This is a genomic window from Roseibium sp. MMSF_3412 (genome assembly GCF_030733265.1).
Lineage (GTDB): Bacteria > Pseudomonadota > Alphaproteobacteria > Rhizobiales > Stappiaceae > Roseibium.
The window spans coordinates 173,216-186,754 of the sequence record NZ_JASHJI010000002.1 but is presented as its reverse complement, the minus strand read 5'-3'; the positions used below and the strand labels follow the sequence as shown (position 1 = coordinate 186,754).

General features: G+C 59.6%; 12 protein-coding genes. 6 read left to right on the top strand and 6 right to left on the bottom strand.

Translation table 11 applies throughout. The annotated features are described in order from the left end of the window. The first annotated feature begins 18 nt into the window (after positions 1 to 18). Positions 19 to 933, top strand: a complete 915-nt coding sequence (locus tag RBB49_RS04635) for a proline/glycine betaine ABC transporter permease (protein ID WP_306141517.1) — start codon at positions 19 to 21, stop codon at positions 931 to 933. Further along, positions 930 to 2,423 carry a choline-sulfatase gene (gene betC / locus RBB49_RS04630; protein ID WP_306141516.1) on the top strand — a complete coding sequence of 498 codons (1,494 nt, stop codon included), beginning with the start codon at positions 930 to 932 and terminating at the stop codon, positions 2,421 to 2,423. Before RBB49_RS04635 ends, betC begins: the two co-directional genes overlap by 4 nt. 96 nt (positions 2,424 to 2,519) lie before the next feature. Here betC and rbsK read toward each other — a convergent pair whose 3' ends face one another. The 3 genes from rbsK to RBB49_RS04615 form a co-directional block, all read right to left on the bottom strand. Then, positions 2,520 to 3,449 carry a ribokinase gene (rbsK, locus tag RBB49_RS04625; RefSeq protein WP_306141515.1) on the bottom strand — a complete coding sequence of 310 codons (930 nt, stop codon included), beginning with the start codon at positions 3,447 to 3,449 and terminating at the stop codon, positions 2,520 to 2,522. Next, the gene (locus tag RBB49_RS04620; RefSeq protein ID WP_306141514.1) at positions 3,446 to 3,898 is read right to left on the bottom strand and encodes an RbsD/FucU family protein; all 453 of its coding nucleotides are present in this window, start codon (positions 3,896 to 3,898) and stop codon (positions 3,446 to 3,448) included. The genes rbsK and RBB49_RS04620 overlap by 4 nt, the downstream gene beginning before the upstream one ends. Before the next feature lie 84 nt (positions 3,899 to 3,982). Then, complete coding sequence (locus tag RBB49_RS04615; protein ID WP_306141513.1) at positions 3,983 to 5,053, bottom strand: ABC transporter ATP-binding protein; 1,071 nt, start codon at positions 5,051 to 5,053, stop codon at positions 3,983 to 3,985. Positions 5,054 to 5,289: 236 nt separating this feature from the next. On the opposite strand from RBB49_RS04615, the gene RBB49_RS04610 reads away from it, so the two are divergent. The 3 genes from RBB49_RS04610 to RBB49_RS04600 all read left to right on the top strand — a co-directional run bounded on the left by RBB49_RS04610 (position 5,290) and on the right by RBB49_RS04600 (position 9,021). Further along, positions 5,290 to 6,930 carry an extracellular solute-binding protein gene (locus RBB49_RS04610; RefSeq protein WP_306141512.1) on the top strand — a complete coding sequence of 547 codons (1,641 nt, stop codon included), beginning with the start codon at positions 5,290 to 5,292 and terminating at the stop codon, positions 6,928 to 6,930. A gap of 65 nt (positions 6,931 to 6,995) precedes the next feature. Further along, the gene (locus tag RBB49_RS04605; RefSeq protein ID WP_306141511.1) at positions 6,996 to 8,102 is read left to right on the top strand and encodes a carbohydrate ABC transporter permease; all 1,107 of its coding nucleotides are present in this window, start codon (positions 6,996 to 6,998) and stop codon (positions 8,100 to 8,102) included. A 1-nt stretch (position 8,103) separates the two neighbouring features. Then, the gene (locus RBB49_RS04600; RefSeq protein WP_306141510.1) at positions 8,104 to 9,021 is read left to right on the top strand and encodes a carbohydrate ABC transporter permease; all 918 of its coding nucleotides are present in this window, start codon (positions 8,104 to 8,106) and stop codon (positions 9,019 to 9,021) included. A 37-nt stretch (positions 9,022 to 9,058) separates the two neighbouring features. Here the strand turns inward: RBB49_RS04600 and RBB49_RS04595 are convergent, their stop codons facing one another. From RBB49_RS04595 to RBB49_RS04585, 3 genes are read right to left on the bottom strand one after another with little or no spacing between them, the layout of a single operon-like run. After that, positions 9,059 to 10,546 carry an FGGY-family carbohydrate kinase gene (locus RBB49_RS04595; protein WP_306141509.1) on the bottom strand — a complete coding sequence of 496 codons (1,488 nt, stop codon included), beginning with the start codon at positions 10,544 to 10,546 and terminating at the stop codon, positions 9,059 to 9,061. Further along, the gene (locus RBB49_RS04590; RefSeq protein ID WP_306141508.1) at positions 10,543 to 11,613 is read right to left on the bottom strand and encodes a M42 family metallopeptidase; all 1,071 of its coding nucleotides are present in this window, start codon (positions 11,611 to 11,613) and stop codon (positions 10,543 to 10,545) included. The genes RBB49_RS04595 and RBB49_RS04590 overlap by 4 nt, the downstream gene beginning before the upstream one ends. Next, positions 11,610 to 12,413: a BtpA/SgcQ family protein gene (locus RBB49_RS04585; protein ID WP_306141507.1), complete on the bottom strand. Its 804-nt coding sequence runs from the start codon at positions 12,411 to 12,413 to the stop codon at positions 11,610 to 11,612. Before RBB49_RS04585 ends, RBB49_RS04590 begins: the two co-directional genes overlap by 4 nt. A gap of 89 nt (positions 12,414 to 12,502) precedes the next feature. Between RBB49_RS04585 and RBB49_RS04580 the strand changes: the two genes are divergently transcribed. Next, positions 12,503 to 13,525: an aldo/keto reductase gene (locus tag RBB49_RS04580; RefSeq protein ID WP_306141506.1), complete on the top strand. Its 1,023-nt coding sequence runs from the start codon at positions 12,503 to 12,505 to the stop codon at positions 13,523 to 13,525. The last annotated feature ends 14 nt before the right edge of the window (positions 13,526 to 13,539 follow it).

Sequence of the window (13,539 nt, the reverse complement as noted above, 5' to 3'; positions counted from 1 at the left end):
AGCCGAGGAGAGGCGACGATGGATCTGTGGAACATCTTCGACACGGAATGGGTGCCGGTCGGTGTCTGGGTCGAAACCGCGCTGCAATGGGTCGTTGCGAATTTCCGTTTCGTCTTTCAGGCGATCAAGGTGCCGTTCGACCTGGTGCTGACGGCGCTGGAGGACGGATTGACCGAAGCCCCGGATCTCCTGGTGCTGGCGCTGATCGTGCTGATCGCCTGGCAGGCCGGTGGCCGCAGGCTGGGCATCATCGCGGCCGCCTGCATGACTGCGATCGGGCTGATGGGGGCCTGGGAAGAAAGCATGACGACGCTGTCGATCGTTCTGACATGTGTCGTGTTCTGCTCCCTGATCGGTATTCCGCTGGGCGTTCTTGCCGCCAAGCGCGACCGGTTCTGGATGGTTCTCCAACCGGTTCTGGACCTGATGCAGACCATCCCGTCCTTCGTCTATCTCGTGCCGATCGTGATGCTGTTTTCGATCGGCAACGTGTCCGGGGTCATCGTGACCTTCATCTACGCGCTGCCACCGGTCGTCCGCCTCACCAATCTCGGCATCAGGCAGGTTCGCCCCGACATGGTCGAAGCGGCCCGGGCCTTTGGCGCGTCAAATCGCCAGACGCTCTACAAGGTGGAGCTGCCTCTTGCCCTTCCCACGATCATGGCAGGGGTCAACCAGACCATCATGATGGCGCTGTCCATGGTGGTCGTCTCGTCGATGATTTCGGTCACCGGGCTCGGACAAATGGTGCTGCGGGGCATTGGCCGGCTGGACATGGGGCTTGCGACCGTCGGTGGGCTCGGCATCGTTTTCCTGGCGATTGTCATCGACCGGGTGTCGCAAAGTTTCGGCCAATCCGCTCGCGCGCGCAATCATCAGAAGTGGTACGAAACCGGCCCGGTCGGGGCTGTCAGAGCATTGGTCCGCAAATGAAAAAACAACCCAACATCCTGTTCCTTCAGGTTGACCAGCTCACAGCATCGTCCCTGCGTGCCTACGGGGACGAGATCTGCCATGCGCCGACACTGGACAGGCTTGCAGAGACAGGCGTCGTTTTTGAAAACGCCTATTGCAACTTTCCGCTCTGCGCACCGTCGCGGTTTTCAATGGCAACCGGTCAACTCTGCTCCGCCGTTGGCGCCTATGACAACGCGGCTGAATTTTCCGCCGAGATTCCCACCTATGCCCATTACCTGCGGGTCGCCGGTTACCAGACGGCCCTGTCGGGCAAGATGCACTTTATCGGGCCGGACCAGTTTCACGGCTTTGAAAAGCGCCTCACCGCCGATCTCTATCCGGCTGATTTTGCCTGGGTTCCAAACTGGCAGAACGAAGGCAAGAGGGACACGAACGATGACCGCGCGGTTCGGATTGCCGGCATCTGTGAACGGTCCGTTCAGATCGACTACGACGAGGAGGTCACCTTCAAGGCGGTTCAGCATATCTTCGACATCGCCCGCTCGGACGACGAGCGCCCGTTTTTCCTTCAGGTCTCCTATACGCACCCGCATGAACCTTACCTGTGCCGAAAGGAATTCTGGGATCTCTATGAGGGCAAGGAAATCCCGATGCCCCGGATCCCGGCGCTCAGCGAGCAGGAGCACGATCCGCATTCGGTGCGTCTTCTGAAGGATTTCGGTATGCTCGGGATCCGTTTCCGGGATGAGGATGTCGGCCGCGCCATTCGCGCCTACTACGGTTCCATCAGCTATCTCGACAGCCTGATCTCCCGCATTCTCGACGCCCTTGCGGCCACCGGCGCTGCGGACAACACCGTGATTGTGTTCACGTCCGATCATGGTGAAATGCTCGGCGAGAGGGGCATGTGGTTCAAGAAACACTTCTTTGAAAAAGCCTTACGCGTTCCACTGATCGTCCAGGCACCGTGGCTGAACGCGCAGCGGGTGGGCGAATTGACGTCGCTGGTTGACCTATTGCCAACCTTCTGCGCTCTGGCCGGCGCAGGCGAGCCGGTCGAACCGCTCGAGGGCGCAGATCTGCTGAGCCTCCTCGACAGGGGAAATCCGCCGCCGCAGCGCACCGTCTATGCGGAGTACCTGGCTGAAGCGACGCCCGCGCCTATTTTCATGATCCGGAGGGGAACGTACAAATTCATCCAGTCATCTCACGACGGCATCATGCTGTTCGATCTTGCCGAAGATCCCCACGAACGGACCAATCTCGCCCGTTCCGAACCGCATCAGGAACTTGTTGAGGCTTTCCAGGAGGAAGCCCGCACCAAGTGGGACGAGGCCGCATTGACCGATGCCATTCTTCTCAGCCAGAAGCGGCGGGCGGTTGTGCGAGACGCCATGAACCGGGGGCAGAAGCACTTGTGGAACCACGGCGAAAGCGAAACGGACAAGGTGCTTTGGTATCGCGGCACCCAGGGCTACAACGAATGGGCGTTCGATTACATATAGGTCAATGCTTTTGAGAGGGGCCGGCACCCAAAGGCGCTGTTCTGCCGACGGACAGAGGGACTTCCTCAAGGTCTATCAGGCGCCGGCCAGGTACGGTTATCCCGGATTTTGCCTTAGCAGGTCCTCGATTTCCGCACGAGCGGGCATAGAGGGCGCTGTTCCGGGTCTCGTGACGGAAATGGATGCGGTTGCCGTTGCGAACCGGATCGCCTCGATGGGCGACATTTCCTGCGCCAGGCCGGCCGCGAAACCGCCGTTGAATGCGTCGCCGGCACCGGTGGTCTCCAGGACGGGTCCGGCGGACATGGCGGGAACATGTGTCGCCTCAGCGCCGTCGTGATAGAGACATCCGTTTTCGCCGAGCGTGACAATGGCAGCCCTTGCGCCGCGCCTGATCAGCTCCGCGGCCGCCTTCGTGGCGTCTTCAACGCTCTGTACGCTCAGCCCGGTGATGGCCTCGGTCTCGGATTCGTTCGGTGTGACATAGTCGCAAAGCGCAAGCATGGAGTCGGGCAACTCGGCCGCCGGTGCCGGATTCAGGATCGTTGTCGCACCGGCATTCCTGGCCACATCCAACGCATATTCTGCGGTCTCCAGCGGTTGCTCGAGCTGCGTGAGGAAGACTTTACAGGTCTTGAGTGCCTCTTTCTGGGCATCGACGTCATGCGGCCCTAGGCTGGCCGCGATGCCCGGGCACACGATGATGGCGTTGTCGCCGGTGGCATCATCAATGAAGATATAGGCGGCGCCGGTGTAGCCGTCCTCGTGCTGTGAGGCCAGCGATGTCACCCCGGCCTTCGACCATGTTGCAAGCGCCATGTCCGCGAAAGGGTCCATCCCGAGCCTGGTCAACATGCCGACACTGGCACCGGCCATGCCGGCGGCAACCGCCTGGTTGGAGCCTTTCCCGCCCGGTCCGAGAGCGAAGGATTTTCCCAAAATGGTTTCACCCATTCTGGGTGGCCGGGCCGCCCGGTAGGCGGTGTCTGCAACAAAGACACCCAGTATGACGATATCCAAACTCATTGATCCGGTCCCACGACACCCTTGCGCAACACGAAGCATCCGTAAAAGCGCCGCTCTCCCGTCTGGATCACGGCATAGCTCTGGCGCGCCAGATCATAGAATGCGAAGCGTTCGACACCGATCATGGGACGCGAGCCGCCTTCGGCCGTGTCGATCTTCTTCTGGACTTCGCTTTGAACCTCGGGGATTTCGTCCGGCGCACCGACGATTTCCATCCGCATCGCGAAATCATCGACAAACGTATCGAGCGGGAGCACGGACAGGATCGCTTCGATCGCTTCGGCGGCACTGAGATTTTCCATCCGCAGCAGGGAGCCGTAAACCGTGTTTCTGGCAACGCTGTCGGAGGGGAAATTCGTGTCGGAAATGACGATCGCATCTCCATGACCCATGGCCCGCAAGCAATGCAACACATCGGCGTTCAGTCTCGGATCAATCCCTTTCAGCATTCCTGGCTCCTCTCTGCAGATACCCGTCTCTGCGGCTTCACGGACCAACTCTGGACTATCGTCTGTCCTGGAGTCGACTGTTCCTCACGGTTCGATCCTCAGTCCGTCATCGGCACCGAACAGGTGAAAGTGGTTTGTATCGATCCCGAGATGGACCCGGTCCCCCGTGGACAGTGCATGCCGTTCCCTGAAAACCGCCGTCAGTTCGCCGGCCCCGAACTGGAACACGACATGAATTTCCGGGCCGGTCGGCTCGACAACCCTTACTGTTGCCGGCAGACCGGTTTCGGCCAACTGCAGGTGCTCCGGACGAACGCCCAGCCTTACCGGACGGCCAGGTTCCAGGTCATTGAACCCAGGCAAGTCAAGCACGGTTCCGCCGACAGAAACCTGAGCGTTGTCCGCGCCGGACTTTTCTATTTTTCCATCAAAGAGATTCATCGCCGGCGAGCCGATGAAACTGGCGACAAAACTGTTTTTGGGCCGGTCGTACAGATCCAGCGGGCTTCCGATCTGCTCGACATTGCCGCCGTTCAGCACGACAATCTTGTCGGCCATGGTCATGGCTTCGATCTGGTCATGCGTGACGTAGATGGTTGTGGTCTGCAAACGCTGGTGCAATTCGCGGATTTCCGTGCGCATCTGCACGCGCAGTTTGGCATCCAGGTTCGAGAGCGGTTCGTCGAACAGAAACACCTGCGGATCGCGAACGATCGCGCGGCCCATCGCAACCCGCTGCCGCTGTCCTCCCGACAGGGCGCGCGGATAGCGCCCGAGATAGGGTGTAAGACCGAGAATTTCAGCGGCATCCGCCACACGCTTCTTGATTGCCGCCTTGTCCATTTTTTTCAGCTTGAGCGAAAAGCCCATATTCGCCTCAACCGTCTTGTGCGGGTAAAGCGCATAAGACTGAAACACCATGGCGATGTCGCGCTGGTTAGGCGGCAAATGATTGACCCGGCGCTCGCCGATGTGAATGTCGCCGGATGTGATTTCCTCCAATCCGGCGATCATGCGCAAGAGGGTCGATTTCCCGCACCCCGACGGTCCGACGAGGACCACGAATTCGCCGTCCGTGATATCCACGTCGATACCGTGAATAACCTCGGTATCGCCATAACTCTTGCGCACTTGCTTGACAGCGACTTCAGCCATTGAGCCTCACAAAGCCGATCCTACCCTCTTCACCGGGTAGCTTATTGGCAGGAATTTGTCCACCTCTGACCTTACTAACATGTTAGCTACTTGACAGCACGTACGCGAATTGGGACGTTACCCGTCGGAAGTCTGCTCCGATTGGATAAGACCCGCCTGTTTTCGAGGAGAGCACCCGGCAAAAAGGGTGCCTTTGCAGGGGTTGGCCAACTTGAAGTGTAGTGGGAGGAAGTGACGTGAAAGTTAGTGATTACAATACGATTATGCGTCGTCAGCTAAACCGGCGCGGTTTGCTCAAGGGCGCTGCAAGCGTCGGCGCGATTGCCGCCATGAGCTCGGTAGCGACCGGTATCCCTTTCAGTGCAGCCAGGGCCCAGTCGGATCTGCGCGCTGAAATTCTTAAGATCCCGGGCGTCGGTCAAGGCTCGCCCACGGACGCCGACTGGCAGAAAGTCGGCGAGATGTGCCTCGGCCCGACCAAGGAGCGCGTCGCGGAAGGCGAGTTCGAGGGTGTCGAGCTGACATTCATGGGACTCAACAACCAGAACCTCCACAATTTCCTTTTCCGGGGTTTTCTGAAGCCGTGGGAAGCCTACACAGGGGCGAAGATCAACTGGGTTGACCTTGCACAGGCGGACTACAATCCGCGTCTGCAGCAGGCGATTGCGACCGGAACCGTGGACTTCGACATTATCGAGATGGGCGCGCCGTTCGAGGGCGACACGGCCGGCAAGGGTCTTCTCGACGAAATGCCGGACTGGGTTGAAGAGCAGATCGATGCAGAAGATCTGGTGAGCTATCTCAAGCCGCCGGTCGGCACGTGGGATGGAAAGAAATACCGGGTCACCATCGACGGCGATTGCCACACCTTCGCGTACCGGACCGATTACTTCGGTGACGGAGCGATAGGCGGGGCGTCCGTTCCCAGGACCTGGCAGGATGTCAACACCGTGACCAAGGCCCTGATCGGCAAGGAAGATCCTCTGACCGGGCTGCCTGCTCACGGGTATCTCGACCCGCTGAAAGGCTGGGGCGGTTTCGGCTTCTATTTCCTGGAGAACCGCGCCGCAGTCTATGCCAAGCACCCGGATGACCCGGCCTGGCTGTTCGATCCGGACACCATGAAACCGCGCGTCAACAATCCGGCCTGGGTACAGGCGATCCAGGATGTTCTCGATCTTATTGAAGCCGGTGCCTATCCGGCAGATCAGATCAATGCGGATCCGGGAACGACCGGCTTCCAGCAGTTCCTTGCAGGAACAGGTTCGATGCTGATGTGGTGGGGCGATATCGGATCCAGTGCGCGCACATCCGACACCTCGGTCGTTGGCGACGTTGTCGGTTTCGGGATCAATCCGGGCTCGGACCGCGTTTACAACAGCAAGACGGGTGCCTGGGAAGAGACCTACAACGAAGCGCCGAACATGGCCTATCTCGGCTGGGGCATTTATGTCACCAAGCGGGTGTCGGGCGACGAGAAGAAGCGCAAGGCGGCCTGGAGCGCAGCGGCTCATCTTGGCGGCAAGGATATCAGCCTGTGGATGTCTGCCTATCCGTCCGGCTTCCAGCCGTACCGCAACTCACACTTCCAGTTCGACGAGTGGGAAGCGGCCGGGTACGATCGTGCCTATATCGAAGACTATCTTGGCTCGAACGCCGACAGCTACAATCACCCCAATGCGGCCATCGAACCGCGGATCCCGGGTATCTTCCAATACTATTCGGTGGCCGAGGACGAGTTGGCCAAAGGCTATGCCGGACAGTACGGATCGGCTCAGGAAATCGGCGATGCAATTGCGGCCGCCTGGGAAAAGATCACGGACCAGATCGGCCGGGAGAACCAGATCAAGCTGTACAAGGCTTCGCTGGGACTTTGACGTGAACATGCGGGCAGGCGCTCGGTGCCTGCCCGCAAATCCTACAGAGGCGGGGCGAGACATTAATGAGTTCCGAAGGCGATCGGCTTCATGTTGTGACCGCCGACGATATCTCCGAACAACGCAAGCGTTTCGGGAAAATCCTGGTCTGGGGATCCGCAGGCCTGTTGGCATTTATCGCAATTCTACAGGCGGCTGACCAAAGCGGCTGGATAGACCTGGGGTTCGCGAACTGGCGGCCAACACTTTATGCCTATATTTTCTGGGGCATATGCCTGTGCGCGTCGCAGGTGATTACCCGTGGAGAGCATGGCAAGCGGACGCTGTTTGTGCTTCCGGCCACGTTGTTCGTGGTCTCCATGGTGGTCTTTCCGCTTCTGTTCGGATTGGTCATCGCGTTTTCCGACTGGAACCTTGCATCCCCCGACGGACGAAAATTCAACGGCATAGACAATCTGCGACAGATGTGGGACGACCCGTTCTACTGGAACGCGCTGCGCAACATGGTCTGGTATACCCTCGCGATCATCGTGGAATATGCCATCGCGTTCGGTCTTGCCCTGCTTCTCAACGCGGAAATCCGGGCACGCAAGTTCTTTCGGGTGGCATTCCTGCTGCCGCTGATGCTGTCTCCCGTCGCGGTGTCCTGGATGATCGGGAAGTCGATGCTGGAAAACAGGTTCGGGCCGGTGGCCAGACTGTTGCGGGAGCTGGGCGTGGAAAATCCCTCGTTCTTTTCGTCTCCCGAGATTGCCCAGCTGATGATCATGCTGATGGATGCCTGGACCTACATTCCCTTCATGATGATCATGATACTGGCAGGATTGCAGGCAATCCCGCGAGAGCTCAACGAGGCTGCGCGCGTTGATGGCGCGGGCGCTTGGACCCAGTTCTGGGAAGTGACGTTCCCGCTCATGCTGCCGGTTTCCATCACCGCGATCCTGATCCGGATCATCTTCAAACTGAAGCTTGCGGACATCATCATCAACGTCACGTCCGGCGGTCCCGGCGGGGCGACGGACAGCGTGACCAGCTTCATCTTCCGGGAATATCGCGACCGGTCCAATGTCGGATACGGAACGCTGCTTGCGATTGTCTATCTGGTCATCATCGTCATCGCCATGACCCTTCTGATCAAGGCGGCCGACCGCTGGATGCGCCCGAGGTACTGAGATGACGACCCAGATTTTCCACGACACAGAGGCCGACCGGACATTCAGGGCGAAACGGATATCGGGACGAATTCTGATCTACGGTATCCTGATCGTCTGGGCGTTCATTTCGATCTTTCCGATCTACTGGACGATCACGACGAGCTTCAAGATGGCACCCGATGTCATGAAGGGGAACATGGTGCCATGGTGGGATTACATCCCGAAGTGGCTCGGTTGGCGCTCCCTCGGACTTTCGCCCGACACCATCGCCAATGAAAGCACGGTTCGCGAGGAGTTCCTGAAGAGGTTCTGGAATTCAACTGTTGTCGCGGTCTCCGCCTCGACGCTCGCGGTCGTGCTGGGCAGCATGACGGCGTATGGTCTGTCCCGGTTCAACTACCGTTTCGGCTTCATGCGCAACCCGGACATTTCGTTCTTCTTCCTGAGCCAGCTGATCCTGCCGCCGGTCGTGCTCGCACTTCCTTTCCTGGTGCTCTACAAATCGCTGGCAATGCTGGATACGCGCATCGGCCTCATCCTGCTTTACACACTGACCGTCCTGCCCATCGTGATCTGGATCATGCGCGATCAGTTCGGTTCCATTCCGACCGAACTTGAAGAGGCGGCGCTCGTCGATGGCTTGTCGATATGGGGCGCGTTCCTGACGATCATTCTGCCCATCGCGGCACCGGGCATGGTCGCGTCATTTATCCTGTCGCTTGTCCTGACCTGGAACGAATATTTCTTTGCGGCCCTCCTGACCTCAAGCCACGCAACGACCCTGCCGGTGATGGTCGCGAGCCAGACCGGATCGCAGGGCATAAGCTGGTGGTCGATGGCAGCGCTCAGCTTCGCGGCTATTTTGCCGCTGATCATCATCGGGATCGCGCTGGAGCGCTTCATCATCAAGGGCATGGCTGCCGGCGCGGTGAAATAACCGGCACCGGCAGCTTCTGTTCGAACCGCGTGACCTGCTAGCCGAGTTCGGCGGCGATATCCTTGGTCTGCTCGTAGAGCCGGCGGAAGAGCGGATAGGCCTTGCGGTAGCCAGGAACGTCGTTCGGGTGGATCGTCTGCGAGGCCGGATTCCACGTGGCAATGTCGTCTATCTGCGCTTCGCCGATCGCCAGCCGCGCCAAAAAGGCGTCCCCGTAGCTCGCCCCGACCGTTTTCTGACAGACAATCTGGCTCAATCCGGACGTATCGGACGTACCCTGGAGCCAAATGCTGTTCTTGGTGCCGCCACCGACCGCGAGAATGCGTGCCGGTTCCACGCCGGCCTCGCGATACGTTTCGACGACGTGGGCCGTTCCGAACGTGATCCCCTCAAGAAGGGCCCTGTACACGTGTCCACGCGTATGGGTCAGGTTCAGTCCGAAGAAGGTTCCTTTGGCATGGGGATCGTGCAGAGGTGTCCGCTCACCGGAAAAATAGGGCAAAAAGAGCAGTCCGTCCGCGCCGGGCGCAATGGCCTCGGCTTCCCGCGCAAGCGTCGAGAATGCGTCTTCCTTCGGTAACTCGCGTGCGAACTGGTCACGAAACCAGTGGGTCAGCGTACCGGATGTCGCAAGCCCGGCCATCGACGCATGCTGACCGGGAAACAGCCAGGGTGCATACCAGAGCCGTCCATCCTGCACGCGGTTTTCGGTCAACGTGATGATGAAGATGGTCGAACCGTACATCATCATCATGTCGCCGTTCGACCGGACGCCGACGCTGAGGGCTTCCGCGGCCGCGTCTATTGTACCCGAAGTGACCGGCGTGCCTTCGGCAAGACCTGTTGCCGCAGCGGCTGCCGATGTTACGTGGCCGGCAATTTCGGACGACCAGAGCAATCTCGGCAGCTTGTCCGGTGGCAGGATCTCCGGGGCAAGGTCGAAGCACCAGTCCTGCGTGGTCACGTCATAGAGCGGTGAAAAGTTTGCAGCCGTGTAGTGGTCGATCACATATTCACCGGTGAGCCGGTGAACGATGAAGCTGGTCGAAGTCAGTATCTTGTGTGCCGCTTGATAAATCTCCGGGCGCGTGTTTTTCAGCCACAGGATCTTCGGACCGACCGACTGCGACGTAAGCGAGTTTCCGCAACGCTCAAGCAGGACATCGTCCCCGATCCGGTCCGTAAGGTCGCAGACTTCACGCATCGCTCTGGTGTCGACCCCGTAAAGGACACCGTTCATCAGCGGGGCACCCTGCTCGCCGACCGGCAACATGCACGGACCGATCGCCGAACAGGCGACACATTTGATCTGATCGCCGGCAATGCCCGACTGCCGGATGAGGTCGCGGGTCACGGTGACGAAATCGCCCCACCAGTCTTCCTCCGGCCGGTGTTCTGCCCATCCCGGTTGCGGCACGGTCATTTCGTGGGCATGACGGGCCGTGGCGGCAACGTTTCCGGTCGCATCAACCAGAACGCCCTTGGTTTCATAGGTGCCGATGTCAACGCCAAGGGTATAGGTCATGCGCCACGCTCCAGTTTTGTCTCAGGCGTAATTTCTCCAAGAGCGGCGCACAAAAGCCTGGCGAGATCCTCAAGGTCGCTGATCTGGCACACTTCCAGCGAGGAGTGGCTGTAGCGCATGGGAAATCCGACATCGATTGACGCGACGCCTTCTCCGACCAGTTGTACATAGCTGAGGTCGGTCAGAACGCCCACCTGCGCGGAACGCTGGAGCGGCATCTGAAGTTCCGCAGCGGCGCTTTCGAAGACGGTGACAAGCGCTGGATGCGGCAGGACGCCGTTCAGCGTCCCGCGGCCGTGAAAACTGTAAAGGCTGATCCCGGGTCCGCCGCCGAGGCGCATCTCGCCCAGATCGGTCATATCCGGCGTGTCACAGGCCAGCATGAGGTCAACCTGTATGGCGATGTCAGGCTTCAGGCTCTGCGCAGCCACGACGGCACCACGCAGGTTGAACTCCTCCTGCGTGGAAAACACCACATGGACGGTGGGGCCGTCCTGCCGCGCGGCAAGTGACCTGGCAACGTCCAGAAGCACCGCACATCCGGCCCTGTCGTCTATTGCCGTGCCTGCAATGCGCCCCTCGGCAAGCTGCATGAAATTGGGTGCGTATGTGACCGGTGTCCCGATCCGGATACCGTCCGCCTCCGCCGACGCCTTGCTCGTGTAGCCCGCATCGATGAAAAGGTCCGCCGTCTTGGGGACGGTGTATTTTTCGTCCGGCTGTGTGGCGTGATGGCTCTTGTTGGCAATGACACCGGGGATGTCCTTGCCAGTTTTTGCGCTCAAGACCACGGCTTGCGAGAGCAGCGCACGCTCAGGCACACCGCCGAGCCTCTGAACCCTGATCAGGCCGTTTTCCTCTACCTTTCTGACGACAAACCCCAATTGATCCATATGGGTAAAAAGCATCACCGAGGGACCGGTGCCCTGGAAAGTCGCAATCAGGTTGCCAAGACGGTCCGTCCTGCACGGGACCGGCATTCTGGCTGCAATCTCGCTGGCAACGCGTTCCTCGTGCCCGGACAGCCCGGGGATCATGACGAGTGCCTGAAGGTCCTCACCGATCATCGTGCGGCCCTCGCACGGTCCATGAACTGCTTGGCGCGATCCGGGTCGACCGGATTCCAGGTGTTGCCGTCAACTTTCAGGCTTGAGCCGACGACACATCCATCCGCAATGCGAAGAACGTCTGCCACCGTGTGAATTTTCACACCCGTGTTGGCCAGAACGGGCGTGTCGGGCAGGGCGTCCTTGACGGCCTCGAGATCCTCCATGCGGGCCGCTTCACCGGTTATCTGACCTGACACCAGAATGGCATCGGGGATTGAGGAAAAAACCGCGGAGCGGGCACGATCGGCAAGCGGACGCCGGTCGAGACTGTCGGCGAACTCGGCGCACACGTTGTAGAGCATCAGGAGATCGTCTTTATCCAGGCGTTTCCGGTAGCGCAGCGCCGCTCCGGCGTCCGGTGCCCAGTGTCCCATGTCGCTGGCATAGGTGCCGGTGAAAATCTCGCGGCAGAATGTGGCGCCGCACGCGGCGGCAAGCGCGACCGTGCTCTTGGGATCCCAAAGGACATTGACCCCGAAAGGAACGGTAATCTGGTCCCTGAGGCGGCCGATTACATAGGCCATTGTGGTCGTGCTTGCCGTGTCGACTTCGAACTCATAAGGGCGGTCGTTTTCGTTTCCGAACATGACGGCGTCGACGCCCGCTGCCTGAAGAGCAAGAAGGTCGGCTTCGGCGTCGCTGATCAGACCGGAGATCCCGCGTTCCGCATCGTAAAGCGGTGTTCCGGGCAAAGCCCCGAAATGAACCATGGCGATGACGGGTTTGGGTGTTCCAAAAACAGATTCGAATTTCGCCATTTAGTTTCCTCCGCGCTTTCCTGCAGCCGAATTTGAGGGTGCAGTCTAGCTCAATTGATACTAGCATGTCAGTTAAAAGGAGGCACGGTATGGCGTTACAGACACGACACTGGGACAGGATCGGTAACGGGGGCGTTACCGTAACGCAACTTGGCTTCGGAACCGCGCCGCTCGGCAACCTGTATCGGGCAATCCCGGACACGGATGCACAGGAGATACTGTCGGCCTCCTGGGACGCCGGCGTGCGTTACATCGACACCGCTCCGCTCTATGGACTTGGTCTTTCCGAAACCCGGCTCAATCCGTTTTTACGCGGCAAGGACCGGGACAGTTATGTTCTGTCCACAAAGATCGGCAGGATCCTCACGGTGACCCCGCCCGAACAGCGTGACGGGTTCGGAAAGTGGTTCGACGTGCCCGCGCGGCGCGAGATCTATGACTACACCTATGACGGTGTAATGCGCTCAATCGAATTCAGTCTGGAGCGGCTGGGCATCGACCGGATCGACATCCTGTTCGCGCATGATCTGGATATTTTCAATCATGGTACACAGGAAACGCTCGATGCCAAGCTGAACGAGTTCATGAATGGCGGTTACAAGGCGTTGCTCTCGCTCAGGGATCAGGGAACGATCAAGGCATTCGGTGCCGGTGTAAACGAATGGCAACCTTGCCAGTGGATGGCCGAGCGCGGCGATTTCGACATCTTCCTCCTGGCGGGCAGATACACGTTGCTTGAGCAGGAAGCCCTGACCAGCTTCCTGCCGCTTTGCGAGGCGCGCGGCATCGGCGTCGTCATCGGCGGCCCCTATAACTCGGGCATTCTGGCAACCGGTCCCAGACCGGGTGCATTCTACAACTACGACCCGGCTCCCGAAGACGTGCTCGAAAGGGTCCGCGTCATCCAGGGCATTTGTGAACGTCACGGCGTGCGCATGGTGGATGCCGCCTTTCAGTTTCCGCTTCGGCATCCGTCTGTGATTTCCGTCATCCCGGGTGGACAGGGTGTCAGCGAAATGGAAGGCAACATCCGGGCGGAAAGCGCTGTAATCCCCGAAGCTCTTTGGGCGGACCTGAAGAATGGGGGGGTGGTACGCGAGGACGCTCCGTGACCGGACGGACAGCG